This window comes from Arthrobacter sp. KUASC02 (assembly GCF_059739395.1).
Genome location: NZ_AP046053.1, coordinates 1,782,439 through 1,806,549 on the forward strand (window position 1 = coordinate 1,782,439; position 24,111 = coordinate 1,806,549).

At 65.7% G+C, this 24,111-nt stretch carries 20 protein-coding genes; 12 read left to right on the top strand and 8 right to left on the bottom strand.

Annotated features, from left to right (window positions below; translation table 11 throughout):
- The first annotated feature begins 57 nt into the window (after positions 1–57).
- From AC6JAC_RS08165 to AC6JAC_RS08185, 5 genes are all read left to right on the top strand, one after another.
- Positions 58–1,149, top strand: coding sequence for an ABC transporter permease (locus tag AC6JAC_RS08165; protein WP_347895415.1), 1,092 nt, complete (start codon positions 58–60; stop codon positions 1,147–1,149).
- Position 1,150: 1 nt separating this feature from the next.
- Complete coding sequence (locus AC6JAC_RS08170; protein ID WP_028270199.1) at positions 1,151–2,176, top strand: ABC transporter permease; 1,026 nt, start codon at positions 1,151–1,153, stop codon at positions 2,174–2,176.
- A complete protein-coding gene (locus AC6JAC_RS08175) occupies positions 2,173–3,867 on the top strand; it encodes an ABC transporter ATP-binding protein (protein WP_028270198.1) in 1,695 nt (564 codons plus the stop codon). The genes AC6JAC_RS08170 and AC6JAC_RS08175 overlap by 4 nt, the downstream gene beginning before the upstream one ends.
- Positions 3,868–4,003: 136 nt before the next feature.
- Positions 4,004–4,432, top strand: coding sequence for a chorismate mutase (locus AC6JAC_RS08180; protein ID WP_028270197.1), 429 nt, complete (start codon positions 4,004–4,006; stop codon positions 4,430–4,432).
- A gap of 3 nt (positions 4,433–4,435) precedes the next feature.
- Positions 4,436–5,461: a uroporphyrinogen decarboxylase/cobalamine-independent methonine synthase family protein gene (locus AC6JAC_RS08185; protein ID WP_028270196.1), complete on the top strand. Its 1,026-nt coding sequence runs from the start codon at positions 4,436–4,438 to the stop codon at positions 5,459–5,461.
- Here the strand turns inward: AC6JAC_RS08185 and AC6JAC_RS08190 are convergent.
- The 6 genes from AC6JAC_RS08190 to AC6JAC_RS08215 all read right to left on the bottom strand — a co-directional run bounded on the left by AC6JAC_RS08190 (position 5,458) and on the right by AC6JAC_RS08215 (position 11,701).
- Positions 5,458–6,171, bottom strand: coding sequence for a DUF4166 domain-containing protein (locus AC6JAC_RS08190; protein ID WP_028270195.1), 714 nt, complete (start codon positions 6,169–6,171; stop codon positions 5,458–5,460). The two genes, AC6JAC_RS08185 and AC6JAC_RS08190, sit on opposite strands and share 4 nt — an antisense overlap.
- A 27-nt stretch (positions 6,172–6,198) precedes the next feature.
- Positions 6,199–7,491 (bottom strand): DUF58 domain-containing protein, encoded by a 1,293-nt coding sequence (locus AC6JAC_RS08195; protein ID WP_028270194.1) that lies wholly within the window; start codon positions 7,489–7,491, stop codon positions 6,199–6,201.
- 4 nt (positions 7,492–7,495) lie between these two features.
- Complete coding sequence (locus AC6JAC_RS08200; protein ID WP_028270193.1) at positions 7,496–8,524, bottom strand: AAA family ATPase; 1,029 nt, start codon at positions 8,522–8,524, stop codon at positions 7,496–7,498.
- Positions 8,521–9,774, bottom strand: coding sequence for a DUF4350 domain-containing protein (locus AC6JAC_RS08205; protein ID WP_081818840.1), 1,254 nt, complete (start codon positions 9,772–9,774; stop codon positions 8,521–8,523). The genes AC6JAC_RS08200 and AC6JAC_RS08205 overlap by 4 nt, the downstream gene beginning before the upstream one ends.
- Positions 9,771–10,409: a DUF4129 domain-containing protein gene (locus AC6JAC_RS08210; RefSeq protein WP_231511111.1), complete on the bottom strand. Its 639-nt coding sequence runs from the start codon at positions 10,407–10,409 to the stop codon at positions 9,771–9,773. The genes AC6JAC_RS08205 and AC6JAC_RS08210 overlap by 4 nt, the downstream gene beginning before the upstream one ends.
- A 104-nt stretch (positions 10,410–10,513) precedes the next feature.
- Entirely contained in the window at positions 10,514–11,701 is a 1,188-nt protein-coding gene (locus AC6JAC_RS08215) for a DUF7847 domain-containing protein (RefSeq protein WP_051628775.1), read from the bottom strand.
- A gap of 513 nt (positions 11,702–12,214) precedes the next feature.
- Between AC6JAC_RS08215 and mtrA the strand changes: the two genes are divergently transcribed.
- From mtrA to secA, 7 genes are all read left to right on the top strand, one after another.
- Positions 12,215–12,889: an MtrAB system response regulator MtrA gene (gene mtrA, locus AC6JAC_RS08220; RefSeq protein WP_011692552.1), complete on the top strand. Its 675-nt coding sequence runs from the start codon at positions 12,215–12,217 to the stop codon at positions 12,887–12,889.
- A 97-nt stretch (positions 12,890–12,986) separates the two neighbouring features.
- The gene (mtrB, locus tag AC6JAC_RS08225; RefSeq protein ID WP_231511114.1) at positions 12,987–14,849 is read left to right on the top strand and encodes an MtrAB system histidine kinase MtrB; all 1,863 of its coding nucleotides are present in this window, start codon (positions 12,987–12,989) and stop codon (positions 14,847–14,849) included.
- On the top strand, positions 14,846–16,567 hold the full coding sequence (locus AC6JAC_RS08230; protein WP_051628774.1) for an LpqB family beta-propeller domain-containing protein: 1,722 nt from the start codon (positions 14,846–14,848) through the stop codon (positions 16,565–16,567). The genes mtrB and AC6JAC_RS08230 overlap by 4 nt, the downstream gene beginning before the upstream one ends.
- Before the next feature lie 90 nt (positions 16,568–16,657).
- Positions 16,658–17,578 (top strand): ComF family protein, encoded by a 921-nt coding sequence (locus AC6JAC_RS08235; RefSeq protein WP_043437958.1) that lies wholly within the window; start codon positions 16,658–16,660, stop codon positions 17,576–17,578.
- A 177-nt stretch (positions 17,579–17,755) separates the two neighbouring features.
- Positions 17,756–18,481 (top strand): ribosome hibernation-promoting factor, HPF/YfiA family, encoded by a 726-nt coding sequence (gene hpf / locus AC6JAC_RS08240; protein ID WP_028270189.1) that lies wholly within the window; start codon positions 17,756–17,758, stop codon positions 18,479–18,481.
- A 49-nt stretch (positions 18,482–18,530) separates the two neighbouring features.
- The gene (locus AC6JAC_RS08245) at positions 18,531–19,778 is read left to right on the top strand and encodes a winged helix-turn-helix domain-containing protein (RefSeq protein ID WP_051628773.1); all 1,248 of its coding nucleotides are present in this window, start codon (positions 18,531–18,533) and stop codon (positions 19,776–19,778) included.
- A gap of 70 nt (positions 19,779–19,848) precedes the next feature.
- Entirely contained in the window at positions 19,849–22,590 is a 2,742-nt protein-coding gene (secA, locus tag AC6JAC_RS08250) for a preprotein translocase subunit SecA (protein WP_028270188.1), read from the top strand.
- 129 nt (positions 22,591–22,719) lie between these two features.
- Here secA and AC6JAC_RS08255 read toward each other — a convergent pair whose 3' ends face one another.
- Both AC6JAC_RS08255 and AC6JAC_RS08260 read right to left on the bottom strand, forming a co-directional pair.
- On the bottom strand, positions 22,720–23,172 hold the full coding sequence (locus AC6JAC_RS08255) for an Rv3235 family protein (RefSeq protein ID WP_231511110.1): 453 nt from the start codon (positions 23,170–23,172) through the stop codon (positions 22,720–22,722).
- Between the two features lie 54 nt (positions 23,173–23,226).
- Positions 23,227–23,988: a hypothetical protein gene (locus AC6JAC_RS08260; protein ID WP_043437956.1), complete on the bottom strand. Its 762-nt coding sequence runs from the start codon at positions 23,986–23,988 to the stop codon at positions 23,227–23,229.
- Positions 23,989–24,111: the final 123 nt, after the last annotated feature.

The following is a 24,111-nucleotide window of genomic DNA, read 5'->3' on the forward strand; positions in this document are numbered from 1 at the left end:
CCAGGGCAACAGATTCCGGGGCCCACGAAGCCGCCGGAAGCACACATTTAGGTACCAATGACAACACTGATTGAGGCGCCGCCAACCGACGCCGACGGCCTGCTGCCGTCAAAGAAGAAGTCGTCCGGCGGGGGACTGGGCCAATACATCCTGATCAGGTTCCTGCTGATCTTTCCTACAATTTTCATCCTCGTGACGCTGGTGTTCTTCCTGATGCGCATCACCGGCGATCCCATCACGGCGGCCATGGGCGGCAGGCTGCCGCCAGAGCAGCTGGCGGAGCGGATCACCGCGGCAGGCTATGACCGTCCGATCCTCGTGCAGTACTTCGAGTACCTGGGACAACTGGCCACAGGCAACTTCGGCACCACCCTCTCGGACAACCGCCAGGTCACGGAAATGCTGGCCACCTACGGCTCAGCCACTCTGGAACTGACCATCAACGCGCTGCTCGTGGCCCTGCTGGTCGGCATTCCGCTGGGCATGGTCGCCGCCTACCGGAGGGACCACGCACCCGACGCCGTCCTGCGCGTTTTCGCCATCGTCTGCTACGGCACACCCGTGTTCTTCGCCGGCATGCTCCTGAAACTCACGTTCGCCGTATGGCTCGGATGGCTCCCCGTGGCCGGCCGCGCCAAGACCTCCAGCGAACTGGAGCTCACCTCGCTGCAGTCGCCCACCGGCATCTACTGGCTGGATGCCATCCGCAGCGGCAACATGGCAGCCCTGGGCGACGTCATGGCGCACGCGGTCCTGCCGGCCGTCGCCCTGGGCCTGCTGACTGCAGGCATCTTCCTGCGGCTGGTCCGCACCAACGTCATCGGAACCCTGGGCCGGGACTACGTGGAGGCCGGGCGCTCCCGCGGCGTCAGCGAATTCCGGCTGGTCACCAAGCACGCCTACAAGCCCGCACTGATCCCCATCATCACGGTGATGGGCCTGCAAATTGCCGTGATGCTCGGCGGTGCCGTACTGACGGAAACCACCTTTGAATGGAAAGGCCTTGGCTTCCAGCTGGCCACCTATCTCACGGCCCGCGACTTCGTGGCGGTCCAGGGCATTGTGGTCCTTCTCGCTGTCATCGTGGCCGTGACCAACTTCATCGTGGACATTGTTGCTGCGCTGATCGACCCCCGCGTGAGGTACTGATATGAGCACTCCTACAACTGTTGAACCTGCTGCGGATCCCCGGGCTCCGCTGTTCCGCCGGCTGCCGGTCATCTCGCACTTCAACAAGAGCGTGGGCCTGCAGCGCGGAATGCTGGTGGCAGGACTCATCCTGACCACCGCCTTTGTGCTGACAGCCATTTTCGCGCCACTCCTGGCTCCCTACGGGTACGCCCAGCTCTCGGACGCGGACGGCAGTTTCCCCGCACAGCAGGCACCCGGTGGAAAGCACCTGCTGGGGACCACGGTGGGCGGCTACGACGTACTGTCCAGGGTCATCTGGGGTACGCAAACGGCCATCATGGTGATCGTCGTCGCCGTCCTGATGTCGATCTTCATCGGCGTCATCCTCGGACTCGTCAGCGGTTACATCGGCGGCTGGCTCGACCGGATCCTCGTCGTCGTCGCGGATGCCATCTACGCTTTCCCCTCCCTGCTGGTGGCCATTGTCATGGCCATCGTCATCAGTGGCGGGCAATCCAGCCTGCTGGGCGGCATCATGGCCGCGGCAATCTCCATCACCGTGGTCTTCATCCCGCAGTACTTCCGGGTGATCAGGGCAGAAACCATCCGCCTCAAGGCCGAACCCTTCGTGGAAGCGGCCAAAGTAGTCGGGGCGTCCGACATCCGCATCATGAGCCGGCACATCTACAAGAACGCCACCCGCACCCTGCCGCTGATTTTCACGCTCAACGCCTCCGAAGCCATCCTGACCATGGCCGGACTCGGATTCCTGGGCTTCGGCATCGAACCGAGCTCGGCGGCCGAGTGGGGCTTCGACCTCAAGCAGGCGCTGGCCGACACCACGTCCGGCATCTGGTGGACCGGCGTCTTCCCGGGCCTCGCCATCGTGCTGACCGTCGTGGGCCTCACCCTTATGGGTGAGAGCATCAACGATCTTAACGATCCGCGTCTGCGCGGACGCAAGAAGGCCGCTTCCGGCAAGGGCGGGCCCGATTCGAACGCAGCCGCGAAGGCAGGAATCCAAGCAGAAGTGAGCAGTTCATGACTACCAACATCGACAAGCGCGGCACCGGCCCGGTCCTGGATATTGACCACCTCAAGGTCACTTTCGCCACCGATGCCGGGGACGTCTATGCAGTCAAGGACGTCAGCCTCGAGGTCAGGCCGGGCGAAGTGGTGGCGATCGTCGGCGAGTCCGGCTCCGGCAAGACCGTCACCGCCAAAACCATCCTCGGCCTCCTCCCGGAGACCGCCATCAGCTCCGGTGCGGTGCTGATCAACGGGAACAACGTCATCAGCGTCAGCGCGGCCAAGCTGCGGCAGATCCGCGGCCGGGACGTTGCCATGGTCTTCCAGGAACCGTCCACTGCGCTGAACCCCGTCTTCACCGTGGGGTGGCAGATCGCTGAAGGCATCCGTGCCCATGCGCACGGCAAGGGCGGCAAGGTGTCCGCCAAGGAAGCCAAATCCCGGGCCATCGAAGCCCTCCGGAAAGTGGGCATCCCGGACCCCGAAAACCGCGTGGACTACTATCCCCACCAGTTTTCCGGAGGCCAGAAACAGCGTGTCGTCATTGCGGCCGCGCTGGCACTCAATCCGGGGCTGATCGTCGCCGATGAACCCACAACAGCCCTGGACGTCACCGTCCAGGCTGAAATCCTCCAGCTGCTTAGGGACCTGCGGGACAAGTACGGCACCTCGATCGTGCTCATCACCCACAACATGGGGGTAGTGGCCGATCTCGCCGACCGGGTGGTGGTGATGTACCAGGGCGACGTGGTGGAGGAGGCAACCGCCAAGGTGCTGTTCGCTGAGCCGAAGCAGGAGTACACGCGGAAGCTTTTGGCGGCGGTGCCGCACCTGGGCAGGAACTCCGCGTCGGAGGGACTGACGGCGCGGGCCCACCAGGGCGGCAAAGTCCTGGTCGAAGCCAAGGGCCTGACCATCGAATACCCCGGCCGGCTGGGCAGCCCCGGCTTCAAAGCCGTGGACGGCGTGAGCTTTACGCTGTCCGAGGGTGAGGTCTTCGGCCTGGTCGGTGAATCGGGATCGGGCAAGACCACTATCGGACGCGCGATCGCGGGCCTCAACCGCACCACGGGCGGCAGCCTGAAGGTGCTGGGCTACGAGATGCTGAACCTCAAAGAGCGGACGTTCAAGCCCCTCCGCAAGGAAATCGGTTTCGTGTTCCAGGACCCGGCGGCATCCTTCAACCCGCAACTGACCATCGGTGACTGCGTTGCCGAGCCGCTCATCATCCACAGCAATCCCTCGCCGGCGCAGGCGAGGAAACGCGTGGGTGAGCTGCTCGAATCGGTGCAGCTGCCGGCGTCGTACGCTGACCGGTTCCCGCACGAACTGTCCGGCGGACAGCGGCAGCGGGCATCACTGGCCAGGGCACTGATCCTGAACCCGAAGCTGCTGATTGCCGACGAACCCACTTCGGCGCTGGATGTTTCCGTCCAGGCTGTGGTGCTGGAACTGTTCAAGGACATCCAGGCGGAGTTCGGGTTCGCCGCGCTGTTCATCAGCCACGACCTCGCGGTAGTCGACATCCTGTCCCACTGGGTCGGTGTGCTCTACAAGGGCAAGCTCGTGGAGCAGGGGCTGGGCACCCAGGTGATGGGCGCACCCCAGCACGACTACACGCGCCGGCTGATCGCCTCGCTGCCCGTCCCTGATCCGGACGAACAGGCCAAGCGCCGGGAAGCCAACCGCGCGCTGCTGGCCGGTTAGTTCCGCTTCGCAGTGGAAATGCCCGCCGTCCGTTCCGGACGGCGGGCATTTTCGTCCCCGGGCAACCTTCCGCTGGAACGTTGCGGGGACGCTTAACAGCCACAGGGAATTGGCGGGGTGCCCATAGACTGGGAGCATGACCGAGCAGAACCAAGATCTTCCAGGCGCCGAATCCTACGACCCCTCAGCCAGCTCATTGGCCGGACAAGTGGACCAATCGGTCATGGCGGAACTGCTGTCCATCCGGTCCAGTATCGACAACATCGACGCGACGCTCGTCTTCCTCCTTGCCGAACGGTTCAAGGCCACGCAGAAGGTCGGGTTCCTCAAGGCAACGCACAGGCTGCCTGCCGGGGACCCGGGCCGGGAGACCGCCCAGATTGCGCGGCTGCGCCGCCTCGCGGAGGAAGCCCACCTCGATCCGGCATTTGCGGAGAAATTCCTGAACTTCATCATCGGTGAGGTCATCCGGCACCACGAAGCCATCGCCGAAGACCACCAGGCCGCCGAGAACAACGGGTCCGCCGCCAGCCGGCCGGCGCCGTCCACCGCCGTCGACGCCTAGGCCATGCCGGAATCGCAAGTAACTGCCACCGCCCTGGGCCCGTGGCCCGGTGACGATCCGTTGGAGGCGACGCGGATTGTCCGCGGCGAACTCGGGAACCCGCACCTGCCGTTCCTCGTCGAGCTTCCGGACCGCGGCGTCGGCTCCGATGCACTCGGCCGGACCGCGTCACTGCTGGTGGACCTGGCCGTCGACGTTCAGCCCCACGGATGGCGGATTGTGGATCGTCCGGGGAAAGACCTCATGCGGGCGAAGTCGGCGCTGTCAACGGACATCAACGTCCTGGCCGACGTTGCCGGGACGGAAGACAGCCCGGCCCGCGACTTCAAGGTCCACCTGCGCGGACCGTTGAGCCTGGCCGCGGGCCTCCACCTCCACAGCGGTGAACGTGCCCTGCTCGACTACGGCGCCCGACGCGATATCGCCGCATCACTGGCCGCCGGCATCGGTGATCTGCTGGCCCGCGTCGGTACGGCTGTGCCCGGGGCGCGGCTGGTGGTCCAGATCGATGAACCTGATATTGCGGCGGTCCTCGCAGGAACCATTCCCACATCCAGCGGCTACCGGACCCTGCGGGCCGTCCCGGGGCAGGAAGTGACCGAGGCGTGGCGCCTCGTCATCGATGCGGCCAGGGCAGCCGGTGCCGTCGAAACGGTGATCGCGGTTGACGAAATAGAGGCGCCCTTCGACCGTATTCTCTCATCGGGCGCGGACGGGATAGCCGTCCCGCTCAAGGCGCTCACCTCCCGCCAGTGGGAACAGCTAGCCGGCGCGGTCGAAGCTGGCAAGAGCCTGTGGGCCGGGGTCGTGGCCGCGGGCAACCCGTCAGCCGCACTGCCCCGGGTACAGGAAGCAGTGGAGAACGTCTGGCGGCCCTGGCGCCAGCTGGGGCTGCCCGCCTCGTCACTCGGCTCCATCCGGGTGACGCCGTCGGAGGGGCTGGCCGGGCACACGCCGTCGTCCGCCACTGCGGTGCTGACCCGGCTCACCCAGGTGGCGGACGGGCTCAACCAGCTGGCACTCGGCTAGACGCGGCTCTCCCACCGGTCCGGCCGGGCGTAGCCCGGGAGGTGGCCCTGCCCTGCGGTTTGGCCGGGGTAGGAGCGAAGGCGGTAGTCGAAGCTGCCCGCATACACCAGGACGAGTCCCAGCTGCGGCTGGATCACCTTCACCTGGATCCGGTGCTTGCCGTTTTCGCCCTCCGCCGGTTCCCACCACTGCTCCGCATACGCCTTGGCATCCAGGGCCGCCGGCAGCGGAATGCGCAGGGCACCCAGGAACAGCCGGGACGATTCGGAGACGCCGCGGAGCCTGCCTTCGGCGGTCACGCTCAGGTTGAGGTCGGTGACCAGGCGCCGGTAGCGGCCAACGTAGTCCACCAGCCCCGGCTTGCTCCGGGAGTCGTCAAAGCTGGTGGTGTCATGGAACAACCGGGTGCGGCCGGGAAACTGGATCTCGCGCCTGGCGGTGAGGCTTGACCGGCCGAACGGATCGAGGTGTGCGTGGTTTTCGATCCGGAAGGGAATACGTTCCCCGTATTCCGGAAAGAATGCTTCTTCCCCGGCGGTCAGCCGCAGCAGCGGACGGAGCCACTGCTGCCGGCACCCCACAACGTCGAAGACCCCTTCTCCGACGCCGTAGCGGCCTGAGCCGGGAGCAAGCGAAAAGTACTCCTGGAGCTCGGGCTGCAGCCGGGCGAAGTCACTGCCCAGAGCGCGTTCATAGATAGGCGTTGTCACGTTGGCCTCCTGGTTTCGACACGTCGTTCATAGTCTGCCCGCGGCCTTGAGCCGGATATAGGCGTCCGCCAGTGCGGGCGGCAGCTGGTGGGGTTCGGCGTCCACCACTTCCACCCCCATCTGGCGCAGCTGGATGGCGACTGCTTCGCGTTCCAGCAGTGCCCGTTCGGCGGCCGCCGCGCGGAACACCTGTGCCGCCGTCGTACGTTCCTTCTGCATCGTACCGAGCATGGGGTCCCGGACGGAGGCAACCACCACAACATGCTGCTGCGCCAGCTGGGCGGCCATCGGCAGCAGTCCCTCTTCCGGTGCGCCGCTGTCCAGCGGCGTCAGCAGCACCACCAGCGAACGGTGCGCCGATATCTGCCGGATCTGGCCAGGGACCTGGCTCCAGTCCAGCTCAATGAGTTCCGGTTCCAACGGGGCCATGGCCTGCACGAGCTGTCCCAGCAGGTTTCCTTTCGACGCGGAGCCTGCCCGGCCGCGCGTCCGGCGGTCGAATGCGAAGAAATCCACACGGTCGCCGCCGCGTTCGGCAAGGACGGCCAGCAGCAGGGCAGCCTCGATTCCGGTATCGAGCCGGGGTTCATCGTCGATCCTCGCCGCCGCCGTCCGGGAGGTGTCCAGCATGATGACCACGCGCCGGTCCCGTTCGGGACGCCAGGTACGGACGACGACGGCGGACCGCCTCGCCGTAGCGCGCCAGTCTATCGAGCGCACGTCGTCACCGCGGACATAGTCGCGCAGGGAATCGAATTCGGTGCCGGCACCCCGGATCTGGACCGCCGCCTTGCCGTCGAGCTCGCGCAGTTTTCGGAGCTTGGACGGCAGGTGGCGCCGTGAGTGGAACGGCGGGAGCACCCGCACGGCGCCGGGACACGGGAGGGTCCGCTGGCGTGCGGCCAGCCACAGCGGGCCGAAAGCCCGGAGGGTCACATGCGGTGCCTTGAGGTCGCCCCGCCGGGCAGGTTCCAGCCGCACCTTCATCCGGCGCCGTTCGCCGGCCGGAACGTCGATGAACTGGCGCGGATCCTTTGCACCGGCGGACGGCTGCCAGGCGTCCCGCACCAGGGCGCGGAGCCGGCGCGGACCGGTGTTCCCGATGGTCAGGACGGATTCGCAGCTGCCTGTCAGCGTGACGTTCCCGGGAAGCGTGCGGTCCAGGGTGATCTTCCGCAGCGGCGCCGCCAGGGCAAGGTCCAGCAGCAGCAGTGCGCCCAGGACCAGGCAGACCACCAGGACCGTACCCCAGCCGGGAAGCAGCAGCACGGGCACCAGCCCTGCCAGGGCCAGAAGTACGAACCGTCCGGAAATGGCCATGGCGTCAGCGGGGCACGGGCACAGTTGCCAGGATGCTCGCGAGCACCCCGTCAACATGCACGCCGTCCATCTGTGCTTCCGGCTGCAGGGCAACACGGTGCCGCAGGCAGGGGAGGGCCAGGGCCTTCACATCATCGGGGGTCACGAACTGCCGCCCGGACAGCCAGGCCCACGCACGGGCGGCACTGAGCAGGGCGGTGGCGCCGCGCGGCGACACCCCGAGCTGGAAGGAAGGGGCGGCACGGGTGGCCCTCGCGATGTCCACGATGTAGGCGGTGACTTCGGGCGCCACCACCACGGCAGCCACTGCTTCGCGCGCCTCCTCCAGCTCTGCCGCACCCGCGACCGCGCGCACCCCGGCGGCGGCCAGGTTCCTGGAGTCGAAGCCGGCCGCGTGCCGGCGGATGACCTCGATTTCATCGGCACGCCCCGGCAACGGCATGGCAAGTTTCAGCAGGAAGCGGTCCAGCTGGGCTTCCGGGAGGGGATAGGTGCCTTCATACTCCACCGGGTTCTGCGTGGCTGCCACGATGAACGGTACGGGAAGCTGCCGGGAGACGCCGTCTGCCGAAACCTGGCGTTCCTCCATGGCCTCCAGCAGGGACGCCTGCGTTTTCGGCGGTGTCCTGTTGATCTCATCGGCGAGCAGGATATTGGTGAACACGGGGCCTTCGCGGAAACTGAACTCCGATGTCCGGGAGTCAAAAACCAGTGAGCCGGTGATGTCGCCCGGCATGAGGTCGGGCGTGAACTGCACGCGCTTGGTGTCCAGGCTCAGGGCGGCGGAAAGCGTCCGGACGAGCAGGGTCTTGGCCACACCCGGAACGCCCTCCAGCAGGACATGCCCGCGGCACAGCAATGCGATCAGCATTCCGGTGACGGTGGCGTCCTGGCCGACGACCGCCTTGGCCACCTCGTGCCGCACGTTGAGGAGGGCCTGGCGGACGGGATCGCTGCCGGGTGCTGCCTCCGCCGTTGCCAGGGCCGGACCGCCGGGGCCGCCCTGGGTGAATCCGTTGGTCTGCTCACTCATTGGGCGGTTACCTCTTTCTCTAGTGATTCCAGCTGCTGGGCCCAGTGGACCAGCTCGCTTTCCGTGTGGGGGCGGCCTTCGAGGACGCGGGCGGTCTCCTCGCGGGTTCGCCCAAGGTGCCGTGCGGCGGCGTCGACAATTGCCGATGACTCAGCCTCCGGTCCCAACCGGAGGAGCCGGGAGAGGCGGACCAGCGTACCGGCCCTGAGGTTGTCAGCAGCCCTGTCCACGGCGTGGGCGTCGTGGTAGAGCCGGGCGCGGCCCTCGGCAGTCTCCACGGCCTTGACCACCACCGGCAGCGGCTCGAAGACCAGCGGTCCCAGCCGCCGGCCCCGCCAGGCCATGGCCAGCACGGCTACCAGGGCTAGCCAGGGGCCGAGGAAGGAGACCCACGGCGCGGCGAGCTGGTCAAGGGTCTTGGGTGTGTCCTCAGCGACCACGTCAGCGAGCCCGGGAAGGTACCAGACCAGGGTGTCCGAGGCCCCCAACGTCCTCAGCGTCAACGCCGCATTGCCGTGTTCATCGAGCCGGCGGTTGCTGAGTACTTGGGTGCTGCCCAGCACCACCAGACTGCCATCGTCACTGGCGGCATACAGTCCGCCCAGACCCTCGGTAGGCTCATAGCAGGCGAGGTCGGCCTTGTACAGGTACGCGGACTCCGCCGTGACGGCCCCGGCTGCTGCGGGATCGTCGAGCCCACAGCCGGGATCCAGGATTGGCACTCCGGACGGCACCACTCCGGCAGGACTGATATCGCGGTCAAGAGCGCTGAGCGTGCTGAGCCGGGGAGTGACCACCACCAGCCGGTCCGTCGCCTGCCGCAACTCCTGCAGCTGCACGGGGTCCAGGTAGCCGTTGCGATCGTAGAGGAACAAGGTGGTGCCGGTGCCGTCGCCTGCTTCAAAGGCGCCGGATTCGGCGGCGTCATCCAGTGCGGACATTGTCGCTCCGAAGTTATCGGTCTGGCGAACGTCAACCCCCCGGCTCCGCAGAATCTCGGCCGCTGCCCGTGCCCCGTCGGGAGCTGCGTTGCGTGTGGACAGGGGAAAGCTGTCGCCGCGGGGCGAGAGCTGGGCCATGATCGTCAGCCCCACGCCAAGGGAAAAGACCAGGATGAGCACCGTCCACGTCCGGTGACGGCGGATCCATGCGGCGAGGGGGCGGACCGGGCGAGCGCCGTTGGCGGCGTCTCCGTCGGCCGCTCCTCCGTCGTTTACCGGCCGGTTCGCTGATTCGAGGACGGGCGTCATCGTGGCAGCACCAGCCGGTCTGCGGCAGGCTGTCCGAAGTCGGGCTTTGCTGCGTCCAGGCGCTGATCCAGCGCAACCAGCACGGCATGGTCGCTGGCCGTGGCGTCGGCACTGCCGTACCGGGCAGCGTCGAAGATGCCGGCAGCGTGACGGAGTTCGGCGGCATGGCTGCCGAAGGCCCCGGCCAGCTGGCCGGCCACCTCGTCCGCCGTCCGGCCGGGCAGGGGATCGATGACCGTGCGGTCCTCCGCGGACCGGACCATGGCGCGGAACTGTTCGACGACGGCGGTACGCCACTCGGAGCGCGCCGCGGCTGCCGCAGCGCGCCGCCGGTATTCGGCCGGGCTGACGGAAGGATCGGCGTCCACGTCGTCCCCGGCGGGGCGCCGGCGCCGGGCGTTCAACCGGGGGCGCGCGAGAAGGACAGCGACGGCGATGAGGACCAGGATTGTCACTCCGATGGCCGGTACCGCAACTCCGCTGTCCATGGCAGGGTCGCCGCTGCCGAGGGATCGCAGCCAGTCAGTGAACTGCCGCCAGAGGTCGGTGAGCCAGTCGGGCTGCGCGTCCTGGTAGACGGGTTTGGAGAGCTCTTCGGCGGCCCACCTGCGGGCCTCCTCGCTGCCGGGTTCCACTGGTGGAGCGGGAGGCACAACCTGCGCGCGGTCCAACGTCGACTGCAGAACCACCCAGGCCGGAGACGCCATTTCGGATGCCGACTCGTATGGGCCTGGCCGGCTCATCCGGCGCCCGGCGGCGGATTGGTTTGGTGCGGCCCGTAGCTCGGCGGCGGGTTGTAGCCGGGCGGGTTGTAGCCCGGCGGCGGGTTGTACGGGGGCTGCGGCCCGTAGCCCGGCGGCGGGTTATACGGTGGCTGCGCGTACGGCGAGTTGTAAGGCGAGTGTCCGTAAGGCGGCTGGGGCCAGTTGCCGGTGGGAGGTCGTCCCGCGAAGTTCACTTCCGGGGCCACACCGCGTCCGGGAACGCCGTCGGCCTCGTTGCCCGATTCGAGCTGCCGCTGGAGGGCGAGGTCAAGGCCCTCCTTGCGCATCCGGAGATCAAAATAGAGGAGCCCCATCACCGAAGTCTGGAAAGCGTAGCCGACAGCCCCGATCACTGCGGTGACGATGATCGCAGCGATCCCGAGACCCGCGTCGAGGGCGCGCTGGCCGGCGTCGTCGCCGTGCGGGGCGATGACGGAGGAGAGCCCGCCGGAGGCGAGCCCGAGGGGGATCAGCACAATCTGGCTGATGATGCCGATCAGGAGGGAAATGACCAACAGGATGCCGAAGATGCGCCACCAGCTGTGACGGGTGAGCTGCCAGGACCTCCGCAGGCCGTCAAGGACGTCCAGCTGCTCGACGACGATCGCCGTCGGCGCCAGGAGGAGCCGGATGGAGAGCCACACCACGATCAGCATGGAACCGAGGAACAGCGGGACGAGGATCAATGCCGACGATCCGCGCATGCCGTCAACCAGGAGCACCACTGCGCCGACCAGCACGACGCCCAGGGTGATGCCCGCCAGGAGCTGCAGCCCGCCATAAGCCAGCAGCGATCCGATTTTGGATCGCGACAGCTTCCACATCTCCTTGAATCCCGTGCGCCAGTTCAGGACAGACCGGGCCACGGGAACGGCCATCACACCCTGCAGCACGATGGAGATGAAGAAGGACAGGAGTCCTAGGATGGCGGCGCCGATGAGGAGGCCAAAGCCCAGTCCGATCATTTCGGGGGGAGCCATGCCGGACACCCACGTTGCGATCGACTGTCCGCGCGATTCGGTCTCCGCTGTAACGACTGCGCTGACAACGGTTGCCAGGGTTTGGGCAAGAAGTGCCGCCCCCAGCATCGCCCCGGCGTTCCGCCTGATGGTCTGAAACGACCCGTCCAGGATTTCGCCGAACAACAGGGGCCGCAGGGGCACGACGCCGGGCTTTGGCGGGGCGACATATCCGGGTTGAACGTATCCCGGCTGACCGTACGGCTGCTGAACGTATCCTGGCTGACCGTACGGCTGCTGAGGAGCCGGCTGCGTTCCGGGATGGGGGGAGCCCCACTGGGGCTGGCCGCCATAGGCGGGCGGCGGTGCGTTCCACTGCGCGGGTGCGTCCCAGGGGAGTGGCTGCACCGGCTGCGGCTTGCCCTCCCCGGGCCACGCGTTCGGATCCTGCTCTGACAACCTGTTCCTCCCCAAAAGACGCTGTCCGCGAGCCGCCCGGCCACAACTTCCGCCCGGCGCTCCGGACCGGCGGTGAACTGCACCGTCCGGCCCGCTCCCAGCCTATAGTTTTGCCTGCATGCCTCATAGCTTCCGGCTGATTCTTCCCGCTGTGGCGGGGACCCGCCGTCGGAAGCGCGCCCCGTACGGCGGGTCCCCGCGCCATGCCGTGTCGGCCCTCAACGGGACAAAGCCCGTTCAATAGGCGAATATATAACTATGAAGGCACGCATTCTGGTAGTGGACGATGACGAAGCGCTGGCCGAGATGATCGGTATTGTCCTGCGCAATGACGGATTTGAGCCCGTCTTTTGCGCGGACGGCGGGCAGGCGCTGGAAGTCTTCCGCTCCTCGAAGCCTGATCTCGTGCTGCTTGACCTGATGCTTCCGGGCATGGACGGGATCGAAGTGTGCCGGCAGATCCGCGCCGAGTCGGATTCGCCCATCGTCATGCTGACCGCCAAGTCGGATACCTCGGACGTGGTCCGCGGCCTGGAATCGGGGGCGGACGATTACGTTCCCAAACCGTTCAAGCCGGCGGAATTGGTGGCCCGTGTCCGCGCCCGGCTCCGCCCCGGTGACCAGAAGGCCCCCGAAACGCTTCGCATCGCCGACATCACCATTGATGTGGCCGGCCACCTGGTGAGCCGGAACGACGAACGCATTTCGCTGACGCCCCTCGAGTTCGATCTGCTTGTTGCGCTTGCCCGTAAACCGTGGCAGGTCTTCACCCGCGAACTGCTGCTGGAGCAGGTCTGGGGATACCGGCACGCGGCAGACACCCGCCTTGTGAACGTCCACGTCCAGCGGCTGAGGTCAAAGATCGAGCGCGACCCCGAAGCCCCCGAAGTAGTTTTGACGGTCCGTGGTGTCGGCTACAAAGCAGGTTCCTGAACCGTCCAGCGGCGACGCCGGCAATGAGCCGGAGATAGCCCGACCGCCAAAAACGGAACACCCCCACGTCCACAGCGCTCCGGAACACACCGACGCCATCGCAGGTGTGCTCTCCGGGTTGCCGTTCCGTGCCCGGATCTGGGTCCGCCGGGCCCGGATCGTGGGCCTGCGGGTCTCGCGGCTCGTCCGGACCGGGCTGATCAGGCTCCTGCCGGGCGTCCGTTTCCTGCTGCGGGCACTGCACAGGCGCTGGCGCCGGTCCTTGCAGTTCCGGACGGTCCTCACCACGCTGCTGCTGTCGATCGGTTCTTTCGCAGTGGTTGGCGCCTACCTGTCGAACCAGATCGCCAACAACCTGTTCCAGGAGCGGTTGACGCAGGCGGAGTCGGAGACGCTCTATAACGTCAAACAGGTCCAGGACACGTTCGACGGCGCCCAGGTCACCGACCAGTCAAGCGTCATTACGCTGGTCTACGACACCTTGAATGCCGTGGAGGGGCGCGGAAACGTGATCCAGCGGCGCTACGTGTTCGAGGCCATGCCCGAACAGACCAAGCCCCGAAACCGCTGGGTGGAATCGCGGGCCTCGGACCAGCTGACCATTAGCGTGATTCCGCCGGAGCTGCGGAAGGCCGTCCAGGAGTCCGGAAAGGACCAGTTCTGGGCATCCACGGAGTTCCCCGTGGGAACCGAGGACCGGCCGGGCATCGCCGTGGGCAACAAGGTCACCTTCAACGGCACCGTGTACGAGCTGTACCTTATTTACGACCTCAACACTGCACAGAAGACCCTCGACGAGATACAGAATGTCCTCCTGGCCGGCGGCGCGGTACTTGTGCTGATCATCGGTGCCATTGCCTGGTATGTGACGCGCAACGTGGTCAGCCCGGTCAGCCACGCCGCGGTGGTGTCGGAAAAGCTGGCGGCCGGGCAGCTCCAGGAACGAATGGTGGTCAAGGGCGAGGACGAAGTGGCGCGGCTGGGCGCATCGTTCAATCACATGGCCGCCAGCCTGCAGGAACAGATCACGCAGCTGGCTACCTTGTCGCAGATGCAGCAGCGCTTCGTCTCGGACGTGTCCCACGAGCTTCGCACGCCGCTGACCACAGTGCGGATGGCCGCCGAGGTTCTGTACGACGCACGGCACGATTTCGACCCCATCAACAAGCGCTCCGCGGAACTGCTCTACAACCAGGTGGAACGGTTCCAGTCGCTCCTGGCTGACCTGCTTGAGATTTCACGCTTCGATGCCGGCGTGGCGGTACTCGACGCCGAACCCACCGATATCCTTCAGCTCGTGGCCAATGTCGTGGAGGACGCAGGGCCGGTCGCGGCCGAGTACGGTTCCGAGGTCACCATCAATTCGCGGGAAGAGAGCATCGTGGTGGAGATGGATGACCGGCGCATCGAGCGGATTCTCCGCAACCTGGTGCTGAACGCGCTCGAGCACAGCGAAGGCAAACCGGTCAGCATTTCCGTCGCAGCGAACGAAACCGCCGTGGCGGTGGCCGTCCGCGACCACGGCATCGGCATGACGCAGGCGGAAGCCGCCAGGGTGTTTGACCGTTTCTGGCGTGCGGACCCCGCCCGGGCGCGGACCACGGGCGGCAGCGGGCTGGGCCTGTCCATCGCCGCGGAGGACACCAAACTTCATAACGGGTGGCTCCAGGCCTGGGGCAGCAAGGGGACTGGATCGAACTTCCGGCTGACGCTGCCCCTGCGGCAGGGCGAAGCGATCACCAAATCGCCGCTCCAGCTGGAACCGGCCGACGTCGAATTGCCGGGCGGATCGGGCCAGGGCACCATGCTGCTGTTTGGAACCGTAGCCCTACCGGAGGAAGCAGGAGCCGACGGCGGTCCTGCCGGGCCGCCCACAGGGCAGGCAGAGCCCCAGCCGGCCGTGCCGTCAGCAGTTGCTCCGGGGTCGAAGCACGGCGAGGGCCGGGAAGAAGCAAAATGACCGGTATCACACGGCGGTTTGGCACGGCGGCCGCGGCCTTGATGACTGTATTGCTCCTGCTGCTCACCTCCTGCGCCCAGATTCCGCGCTCGGGGCCCGTGGGGAAAAGTACCGACGAGAGCGCGGGCAAGCCAAACAATGCGCCCGTCTTCTTCCCCGTTGCACCGCGTGAAGGCGCCGGCCCCGAATCCGTCATTGAAGACTTCTACCTCGCTGGCAGTGGCTACGAGGACGACTACGCCGTGGCGAGGGAATACCTCACTCAAGCAGCATCTGTTGCGTGGAAACCGGACCAGCGGACCCTGGTCTTCCGCTCAACCAAAGTGGTCCGCACCGGGGTGGAAAACGTCTACAACTACGAACTGGACGTCGCCTACTCCGTTGACGCGGACGGGATTGCCACACAGTTCCCCGAAGGCACCAAGGAGAAAATTCCGGTCACGCTGACGCAGGTGGACGGCCAGTGGCGCATCTCCGCCATTCCCGACGGGATCGCCATCCCGGAGCAGACATTCAAGGTGATTTACGGCGCCTACCCCATCTATTTTTACGATCCCGGCTTCACGTATGCCGTGCCCGACGTCCGATGGTTCAACAAGAAGAAAACGGTCAAGGCGATGACCAGCGCCTTGCTGAGCGGACCCGCCCCGTACCTCAAAGGAGCCGTGGTCAGTGCCTTCCCGTCCGGGATGAAACTGACACGGGAATCCGTCCCGGTCGTCTCCGGCGCAGCGCAGGTTGATCTGTCAGCCAAGGAACTCGTGGAGGCCTCCAATGAGGATCGGCTGAGGATGCAGACCCAACTGGCCCTTTCCTTCCGCGGCCAGCCGGATGTGGTCAACGTCGAACTGCGCGCGAACCAGGACCTTGTCCGGGTCGAGGACAACGGGTCCGTGCTGCCCCCTGTCCGGGACAAGAACGTGCCGGCCCGCCAGATCGCGGTTAACGACGGCCAACTGGTCCGATACGAAAACAACCGGATCTCGCCGCTCCCGGACATTCAGCCGGTGGGGGCCCTTGGCCCGGCTTCCCCTGCCGAATCGCCGATATCGCAGTCGGCGGCGTTCCTGAACGGCAGCCGGACCACCTTGTACTCCATCGTGCCGGGACAGCCGGCACGGGCGCTGACCACCCGCAGCACCCTCACCCGCCCGTCGTTCGGCCAGCAGGATTGGGTCTGGACGGCCGGACCCGGCGCCAACGGGGCCACGGAAGTGCTTGCCTACCGGCCCACCGGAATTCCGGAGGGCGCCAACATCCCCACCGTCACGCTGGCCCCTGCCTGGCTGGCCGGTCGTACCGTCAAGGAATTCCGCATATCGCGTGAAGGCGTTCGTGCACTCGTGATTTCTGAGCAAAACGGAAAAACCCGGGTGCAGGTGACGGGAATCGTCCGCACGGCAGACGGCACTCCCCGCGACCTCACGGCCCCGACCACCCTCCTGACCGACCGCGATCCGGACCGAGGTGTGTGGGTCAGTGACACCACCGTCGCGGTCATGAAAGCATCGGCAACTGACAACGTGACGCCCGAACTGCTGTCCTTGGCGGCGTCACAGCCCCAGCAGCTGGCGCCCTGGCCCGGGCTTACGGCCATCAGCGCCGGCAACGGCCCGGAGGAAATTTTCGGGCAGTCCGCCGACGGCATCTTCCAGCGCCTTGGAAACGGCTGGTCGCCCCAGCTGAAGGGGCCTGTGGACCCGTCCTTCCCCGGCTAGGGACGGCGGTACCTTTTCCCCATAGGCGCCGAATCCACATAGGCGGACACGCCACTTCCGGCGGAGCCGCCCGCCCTGGAGGCTTGGCATGTGGAGAGAAGCCCGGACCCGGACCTTGAACCGCCCGCACCCACTGCGGCAAAGCACCGCAGTGACTACTCACAATGGTGGCCGCGGGCTGCGGACCGTGCAGCCATGGCGGGCCGCGAGCTACTGGCGCTGGCGGCGCCGGTTGAATGCGTCTGTTGCGGGACGGAGGACTTCGCGCTGTGCGGACCCTGCGAGCGGGCGGTGCGTATCCTCACGAGGACTCCGTTCCGCGCTGAGGGGCAGGCTCCTGCCCTCATGGACGTGAACGGTTCGGTGATCCTCCCCGTCGTCGCAGCAGGCATGTATCGCGAGGAACTCGCGCAGGCTGTGTTGTCGTTTAAGAAACATGGCCAGGGGCAGCTCGGAGCGGTGTTGTCCAAGGCGCTGGGACGGGCCATCAGCGGCGCGGCCGGAACTTTGCAGGGATACTGCCTGATACCCGTTCCCACCACCAACAGCGCATTCAGGAAGCGAGGCTTCAGCCCCGTGCACCTCCTGCTGCGGAATTTGGACCGCCGCGGGGGCCTCGGCGCCGGGAACCTCACCAACGCACTCCGCAAGGGAAGTGCCCTTACCGAAGGGGCAGCTTCCAATCATGACCTGTCCGGACGCCTCCGGGCGCTGGTTCCAGCGCACCCGCTGGCCGGAGGTCAAAAGGGACTCGGGCGGGGTGCCCGCGCCAAACGTGTCCGGGGGTCCATGCAGGCACGATTGTCGCCGCTCGCGCCGGACATCCGCGGACGCCCGTGCATCATCGTTGATGATGTCCTCACCACCGGTGCCACCCTGGCGGAAGCAGCGCGTGCCGTCCACCGGGCGGGAGGCGTTGTGATGGGTGCCGTAGTGCTGGCGGCGACACGCCCGCCCGACGCCGCCGACCCACCGGCCGTTCACGGTGCCACAGCAGGGACTGGCGGCTGACATTGAAAAAAATAAATGAAGAAAAGGTGAATAACGGGTACCGATGAACTAACGTCGGTTGTGGGTACCAAGATCAGTTGTACCTGTCGATAGCGGCTCGGAAAGGGGCTCGACTGTCAGTCAGATCGGCCCCGGGAAGTGCCGCCGTCGTGTCACCGAAGTCATTTGGAGGGCACCATGGAGTTCATGATCAGCGGACGGAATTTGACGGTTTCAGACCGCTTCCGCGAATACGCCGACGAGAAGATCTCAAAGATCGCATCGCTGGGAGACAAGGTCCAACGGGTGGACGCGAAGGTCTCCAAGGAGACCAAGGCCCGCCAGACCGCAGACTTGCTCACGGTTGAGCTGACCGTCTTGGGCCGCGGCCCCGTCATTCGTGCAGAGGCAAGCGCCGCCGACAAGTTCGCCGCGTTCGATCTCGCTTACAACAAGCTTCTTGAGCGCCTTCGCCGGGCCAAGGATCGTAAGAAGGTCCACCACGGGCGGCACACACCCAAGGCCGTCCGCGAGGCAACTGCCAGCCTTGAGCCGGCAAGCACCACCGAGCCTCTGTATGTGGAGGCCATCAACCACCAGGAGCCCCAGGCCGCGCCCGTTGAAAAGTCGCCCTACGAGGTCGACAACGACATCCCCGCAGGGGATTCTCCGGTTCTGATCCGCCGCAAGGTGTTCCCCGCGGCGTCCCTCACGCTCGACGATGCCGTCGACAACATGGAGCTCGTGGGCCACGACTTCTACCTCTTCGTGGACAAGGAAACCAAAGCACCGTCCGTGGTGTACCGCCGCGACGGGTGGACCTACGGCGTCATCAGCCTGGACCAGACGTGCGAACCGGGCGAAGCAGCTGTCGAGGAAAAGATCCTCGCCTACCGCTCGGAGGATGAACCTGCGCGCCCTTAAGCCGCGCGTCCGCCTAAGCTGGTGTTGACCAGCCAACGGAAGGACTGACATGGGCGCATCGCTGAGCCTTATCCAGGCGCGGCGGATCGCTTTGGCAGCCCAGGGATTGGACAAAGGACGGCCCGCCGGACCCGTGAGCGCACGGGCGGTGGGCCGTACCTTTGACCGGCTCCACCTGGTTCAGATTGATTCCGTCAACGTTCTGTCCCGCAGCCACTATCTGCCCTTCTTTTCCCGGCTCGGAAATTATGACCGCGGCATTCTGCACCGGATGGCCTCAACGCATCCGCGCAGAATGACGGAGTACTGGGCACACGAAGCGAGCTTCATCCGGCCGGACCATTTTCCGGACCTGCTGCTGTGGCAGAACCGGAAATGGGTCGGCGCATCCGGCATGGATCCCGAACTGCGCACGGACGTCGCCGAGAAAGTCCTCAGCGCGCTGACCAGCAGTAAACCCCTGACTGCCGCAGAACTCACCGCACGGATCGGGCATGTCGAAGACCGTCGGACGGACAACTGGGGGTGGAACTGGAACGCGGTCAAGCGGGTCCTGGAGCATCTGTTCGAGGAAGGACTTGTCTCGGCCTCCTCCCGGACCGAACAGTTCGAACGCCGCTACACGCTGTCCGCCAAGGTCTACACCGCGTTTGACGGCGGCGGAGCTCAGGACGCGGATCCCGCGGCGGCAATGGACAGGCTCATCGAGGCCGCCGCAAGGGCCCACGGCATCGGCACCGTCCGCTGCTTCGCCGACTACTTCCGCACGCCGCTGAAGGCTGCGGCCACCGCTGTGGAGCACCTGGTCGACGGGGGCACCCTTGAGCCGGTGTCGGTCCGGGGCTGGGACCGGCCGGTGTACCGGCACGTTGACGCCAGGCTGCCCCGCGCAGCAACAGGGCGGGCGCTTCTGAGCCCTTTTGACTCGCTTGTCTTTGAGCGTCGGCGGCTGGAGGAGCTCTTCGGCTTCCACTTCAGGATCGAGATCTACACTCCGGAGGCCAAACGGCGCTTCGGCTACTACGTCCTCCCGTTCCTCCTTCGGGACGGCATCGTGGCTCGGGTGGACCTCAAAGCTGACAGGCCGGCCGGGCTGCTCCTGGCGAGGGCGGCGCATGCCGAACCGGGTGCCCCAGCCGACACCGCCGTCGAACTTGCCGCGGAACTCCACCTCATGGCTGAATGGCTGGGGCTTGACGGTGTGGTTGTCTCGCCGGTCGGCGACCTTGCCGCTTCCCTTGCCGAGGCCGTCGCTGCCCACGAAACCGGACTATCCGCTCTCAGGGAACAGGCGTAACGTGCCGTGCGTGACTCCCGTAGACTGAACACGCCAGAATTCGGCAGCTTGAGACTGGGAGCAACTTCACGTGGCATCACTTATCGAAAAACTTCTCCGTACGGGTGACAAAAAAACCCTGAGGCAATTGAGGAACTATGCCGATTCCATCAATGCCCTGGAGAGCTCTTTCAAGACCTTCACGGACGCCGAACTGCGTGAAGAAACCGACCGGCTCCGTGGACGCCACCAGGACGGCGAGAAGCTCGACGATCTCCTGCCGGAGGCCTTCGCCGCCGTCCGCGAGGCTTCCTCGCGGACTTTGGGAATGCGGCACTTCGACGTTCAGCTGATGGGCGGCGCGGCGCTGCACCTGGGCAACATCGCCGAAATGAAGACCGGTGAAGGAAAGACCCTCGTGGCCACCGCTCCGGCCTACCTCAACGCCCTGGCCGGCAACGGCGTCCACGTCATCACCGTGAACGACTACCTCGCCGAGTACCAGTCCGACCTCATGGGCCGCGTCTACCGTTTCCTCGGCCTGAGCAGCGGCTGCATCCTGTCCAACCAGGACCCGGCCGTGCGCCGCGAGCAATACGCCGCGGACATCACCTACGGCACCAACAACGAATTCGGTTTTGATTACCTGCGCGACAACATGGCCTGGGACAAGTCAGAACTGGTCCAGCGCGGCCACCACTTCGCGATCGTTGACGAAGTGGACTCCATCCTCATCGACGAGGCCCGCACCCCGCTCATCATTTCCGGTCCGGCCCAGGGCGACACGAACCGCTGGTACAGCGAATTCGCCAAGGTGGTCCTGCGGCTCAAGGCCGACACCGACTACGAGGTCGACGAGAAGAAGCGCACCGTGGGTGTGCTCGAAGCCGGAATCGAAAAGGTCGAAGACTACCTCGGCATCCACAACCTCTATGAGTCCGCCAACACGCCGCTGATCGGGTTCCTGAACAACGCCATCAAGGCCAAGGAGCTCTTCAAGCGGGACAAGGACTATGTCATCCTCGACGGCGAAGTCCTGATCGTGGACGAACACACCGGCCGCATCCTGGCCGGCCGCCGTTACAACGAGGGAATGCACCAGGCGATCGAGGCCAAAGAAGGCGTCGAAATCAAGGCGGAGAACCAGACGCTGGCCACTGTCACGCTGCAGAACTACTTCCGCATGTACGACAAGCTTTCAGGCATGACCGGCACCGCCGAGACCGAAGCCGCGGAGTTCATGGGCACCTACAAGCTCGGAGTGGTGGCCATCCCCACCAACCGGGACATGCAGCGCATCGATCAGTCTGACCTGGTCTACAAGAACGAAGCGGTCAAGTTCGACGCCGTCGTCAAGGACATCGCCGAGCGCCACGAAAAGGGCCAGCCCGTCCTCGTAGGAACCACCAGCGTGGAGAAGAGCGAGTACCTCTCAAGGCTGCTGGCCAAGGAAGGCATCCGGCACGAGGTCCTGAACGCGAAGAACCACGCCCGTGAAGCCGCGATCGTCGCGCAGGCCGGCCGTAAGGGAGCCGTGACTGTCGCCACGAACATGGCCGGTCGCGGTACGGACATTATGCTGGGCGGCAACGCCGAATTCACGGCCGTCGCCGAACTGGCCGCCAAGGGCCTGGATCCGGAAGAAAACTCGGAAGAGTACGAGGCAGCCTGGCCTGCTGCGCTCGAAGCGGCCAAGCAGGCAGTCAAGGACGAGCACGAGGAAGTGCTGAACCTTGGTGGGCTGTACGTCCTGGGCACGGAACGCCACGAGTCGCGCCGCATCGACAACCAGCTCCGCGGCCGTTCCGGACGTCAGGGCGACCCCGGCGAGTCCCGGTTCTACCTGTCGCTCACCGATGACCTGATGCGTTTGTTCAATTCGGGCGCGGCCGAGCGGCTCATGAACAGTTCTGTGCCGGACGACGTTGCACTGGAATCGAAACTGGTGTCCCGGGCCATTGCGTCCGCGCAGGGCCAGGTTGAAGGCCGCAACGCGGAACAGCGCAAGAACGTCCTGAAGTACGATGACGTCCTCAACCGCCAGCGTGAAGCAATCTACGGTGACCGCCGGCGCATCCTCGAGGGAGATGACCTGCACGAGAAAGTGCAGTACTTCATCGAGGACACCATCACTGCCCTCATCGACGCAGCAACCGCCGAAGGCACCGGCGACGACTGGGACTTCAACCAGCTCTGGACGAACCTGAAGACGCTCTACCCCGTCAGCGTTACATCCCACGACGTCATCGACGAGGCCGGCGGCAAGTCCCGCATCACGGTGGACTTCCTGAAGGAAGAGATTCTTTCCGACGCCCGCCTGGTCTACCAGGCCAGGGAACAGGTCATCGGATCCGAGAGCATGCGCGAACTCGAACGCCGGGTGGTCCTGTCCGTGATCGGCCGGAAGTGGCAGGAACATCTCTACGAGATGGACTACCTGAAGGAAGGCATCGGCCTTCGGGCGATGGCCCAGCGCGATCCCCTGGTGGAGTACCAGCGCGAGGGCTTCATCATGTTCCAGGCCATGATGGAGGCCATCCGTGAGGAAAGCGTCGGATTCCTGTTCAACCTTGAGGTCGAGGTGACTCCTGCGGAAGACGTTGTGGTCGCCGACGGCGCCGGAGAACACACGGAGCACCACGAGCCGCAGATCCGTGCGGCCGGCCTGGAAGCTCCGGAGAAGCCCGCGCAGTTGCAGTACACCGCACCGGGAGAAGACGGCGCCAGCCAGACGCGTGTCGAGGGAAGGACTTCCGGGCGTTCAGGGAACCCGGCCAAGGCCGCTGCCCAGGACGGCACCCGGAAGGCCGCTGCGAAAAAGAAGAAGCGCTAGGAATTGACGGCTGCCGGAGCAGCCGCACCTTGAAAACGGATGAGGACCGGAACCACTGTTCCGGTCCTCATCCGTGTTCGCAGGGGGTGGTGGGGCAGGGTTGTGCGGCGGCACCTTTGCAAAGAACCGTCAGCCGATCTCCAGCGCTGTGATCCGCCACACCTGGTTGCTGCGCTCCAGCCTTACTGCCACGGCGCGGACCCGTAGTTCATCCACGACGACGGCACTTGCCTCGTAGATCCCCGCTGCGACTTGGCAGGCGCGGACCGTGCGGACGGCCGGATTGCGGTGCAGTCGCCCTGCTGTCGGGGACGGTCCGGCCGCAACCCGTCGGGTCAGTGCGGCGCGGTGCTGCAGTGATGCCAGGCATCGTTGGTCAAGCCTGCGTGAGAGCTGCTGGATGGGACGAGTGCCCGCCAGTACCTCGATGGCGGCCTGTACCGTCCCTCGGGCAATGGCACAGATTTCCCTGTTCTCATCCACCAGCTGGAGGACGCGGCGGTTCTCCGTGGCTTGAACCGGGCCGCCGGCTGCGGTGTGTTCCGCCTGCGGCAGGGCGGGGACCAGATGCAATGCGCTCATGACGTTTTCCTCTGATTGATGGCGGATATCTATAGGTTCAGGGTTGCTGCGGATTTAGGACGTGGACGGAGGCCGGAGTACCTGTCCCGGAAGAAGGAAATCGGGGTTGTCACCCAGAACGGCCCTGTTCGCCTCGTACCAGCGCGGCCATTCCAGGGCGATGTCGCGATCAGAAGCGGAGCCGCCCAGCTGGTTGGCCGCAATGGTCCACAACGAGTCACCGGCCACCACCGTCACGTATCCGTCCTCGTCAACCGGGTGTTGGCGGGCCGACCGCACAGGATGTGCCGTCATTGGACCCGGGCCGACGACAGGAGCATTCGGTTTCCACCGTGGATCCGTGCCGCCGGGACCTGGGTGAGGTGCTGACGCCGCCTGTTCGGTGGGCATCCACACTGCTGCAGTGGCCTGTGGGGAGGTTGGACTCCACCGAGGGTCGGCACTCACCGTGCCGGCATGGGCAAGCGGGGCTCCCAGCAGCTGAAGTCCCACTGCGGCGAGGGCGAGGCGGCGCATGAAGGCAGGACTGTATTTTCCGGTGATCTCCGCGGCCCGGCGGCTTCCGGCCCGTTCCAGGCCGGCGGATGTTATTGCAATCACCAGCGACAAGATCCACCAGGCGACAATGATGAGTCCCGTTGTGGCGACGACGAATCCGAGCAGGTCTTCGAAAGCCAGTGATTGGTCCCGTGCAGATGATCGCTGCCATCGCTCCGTCAGCGAGGCGCCTGTTGCCGCCAGAAAGAGACCGAGAAGCAGGATCGCCACTGCCAGCATTGCGTCCGAGCGGAGCAGCCTGCCGCGGGAAACTTCCATAATCCCTCTCCTCAAGTCATTTGATAGCGTTTGATGCTGTTTGATCTATTTGAATCCAGTTTGAACTCACTTTCCGACTTTTGTCCAGTGATTTGTTTTTTCGTCGCATTGGCCGGCCGCGAA

Bases quoted from the DNA above. Each gene is read 5' to 3' on its own strand.
- AC6JAC_RS08255 (WP_231511110.1), bottom strand. From the start codon at position 23,172: ATGAGCGCATTGCATCTGGTCCCCGCCCTGCCGCAGGCGGAACACACC.
- mtrA (WP_011692552.1), top strand. From the start codon at position 12,215: ATGAAGGCACGCATTCTGGTAGTGGACGATGACGAAGCGCTGGCCGAG.
- AC6JAC_RS08200 (WP_028270193.1), bottom strand. From the start codon at position 8,524: ATGAGTGAGCAGACCAACGGATTCACCCAGGGCGGCCCCGGCGGTCCG.
- AC6JAC_RS08195 (WP_028270194.1), bottom strand. From the start codon at position 7,491: ATGGCCATTTCCGGACGGTTCGTACTTCTGGCCCTGGCAGGGCTGGTG.
- AC6JAC_RS08230 (WP_051628774.1), top strand. From the start codon at position 14,846: ATGACCGGTATCACACGGCGGTTTGGCACGGCGGCCGCGGCCTTGATG.
- AC6JAC_RS08170 (WP_028270199.1), top strand. From the start codon at position 1,151: ATGAGCACTCCTACAACTGTTGAACCTGCTGCGGATCCCCGGGCTCCG.
- hpf (WP_028270189.1), top strand. From the start codon at position 17,756: ATGGAGTTCATGATCAGCGGACGGAATTTGACGGTTTCAGACCGCTTC.
- AC6JAC_RS08165 (WP_347895415.1), top strand. From the start codon at position 58: ATGACAACACTGATTGAGGCGCCGCCAACCGACGCCGACGGCCTGCTG.
- AC6JAC_RS08175 (WP_028270198.1), top strand. From the start codon at position 2,173: ATGACTACCAACATCGACAAGCGCGGCACCGGCCCGGTCCTGGATATT.
- AC6JAC_RS08245 (WP_051628773.1), top strand. From the start codon at position 18,531: ATGGGCGCATCGCTGAGCCTTATCCAGGCGCGGCGGATCGCTTTGGCA.
- AC6JAC_RS08180 (WP_028270197.1), top strand. From the start codon at position 4,004: ATGACCGAGCAGAACCAAGATCTTCCAGGCGCCGAATCCTACGACCCC.
- AC6JAC_RS08260 (WP_043437956.1), bottom strand. From the start codon at position 23,988: ATGGAAGTTTCCCGCGGCAGGCTGCTCCGCTCGGACGCAATGCTGGCA.
- AC6JAC_RS08185 (WP_028270196.1), top strand. From the start codon at position 4,436: ATGCCGGAATCGCAAGTAACTGCCACCGCCCTGGGCCCGTGGCCCGGT.
- AC6JAC_RS08205 (WP_081818840.1), bottom strand. From the start codon at position 9,774: ATGACGCCCGTCCTCGAATCAGCGAACCGGCCGGTAAACGACGGAGGA.